The 1,205-nt window shown below is 37.6% G+C and carries 1 protein-coding gene; it reads right to left on the reverse strand.

Going from position 1 to position 1,205, the window contains the following annotated elements; translation table 11 throughout:
- Positions 1-469: 469 nt before the first annotated feature.
- Positions 470-1,039, reverse strand: a complete 570-nt coding sequence (locus FTU71_RS14495; RefSeq protein ID WP_004969822.1) for a peptidylprolyl isomerase A — start codon at positions 1,037-1,039, stop codon at positions 470-472.
- Between the last annotated feature and the right edge of the window lie 166 nt (positions 1,040-1,205).

Genomic DNA, 1,205 nt, shown 5'->3' on the forward strand with positions numbered 1-1,205 from the left:
GTTCAATCTGAGCCATGATCAAACTCTTCAGTTAAAATCATTTTGAAGCTTTAATCTAAACTTCCAAATCTGGCTCATCAATTTTCTGACTTAAATTTCGCTCAAATAAACTTCGAGTAATTTAAACAAATCAATCAATGAAATATGTTCGATCAATCAATCAGTAAAAATCCACACAAGTTGTTCTTCATAATCTCTTAATGATCTCAATTTCTGCCTCGTCAGCAGAAATTTTAACGCAAAACACTTCTAACAACTCAACCCTGTAAGCTAAGTTCGTAGGCTGTTTCGCGTCGGGATGGGTGCATTATAGGGCAATTTCCTACACGTGCAAGTGCTTTTAACTGCTTGTTTTCACGAGTGTTGGATTTTTACGCACTATTTTGGTTCAAAAACACACAAAACTCGCACTAACCCTATAATTTTAAATTAAAAATATGTTTTTCATATTTTTGCAATCTAAATCCGCTTATTTTGTTGGGGCAGCCTCTTTCACTTTCACACTGAGTATTTTTACCGCTTGTTTCGGTACATTTTGATGCATGCCATAGTTGCCTGTTGGTACTTTTACAATTTTATCGACAACATCCATACCTTTAGTGACTTGACCAAATACCGCATAGCCTGCGTTACGTGGACTTCGATTTAAGAAATCGTTATCTACCACATTAATAAAGAATTGGCTGCTGGCAGAATCAGGATGATTCATACGTGCCATCGCCAAGGTACCACGGGTATTTTTCAATCCATTACTTGATTCATTACGAATGGTCGCTTTGGTTGGCTTTTCTTGCATATTGGCATCCATACCACCGCCTTGCACCATAAAGCCTGGGATAACACGATGGAAGATCGTACCGTTATAGAAGTTTGACTTGGCATAGTTTTCAAAGTTCTTTGCAGAAACTGGGGCTTTGTCATTAAACAGTTCGATTTCAATATTGCCCATGCTGGTTGTCATTTCTACCACGGTGTTGGCTGCCATCGTATTGAAGCTGATAAGCATTGCTGCCATGGTAAACACACTTTGTTTTAACATTTGCTGACCAATCCATCTGTGTTGTATTTGCATTGCATCTATATTAACCCGAATTACGGATAAGAAAAGCCCTTGAAAAAAAGGTAGTTAGAGCCATTTAGAAAGTTACGACACAACCCAAAGGCTCTAACTACCATGTACGATTTTACAGAAATTTTTTGTATTG

The organism is Acinetobacter sp. YH12136, from assembly GCF_013418545.1.
GTDB classification, from domain to species: Bacteria; Pseudomonadota; Gammaproteobacteria; order Pseudomonadales; family Moraxellaceae; genus Acinetobacter; species Acinetobacter towneri.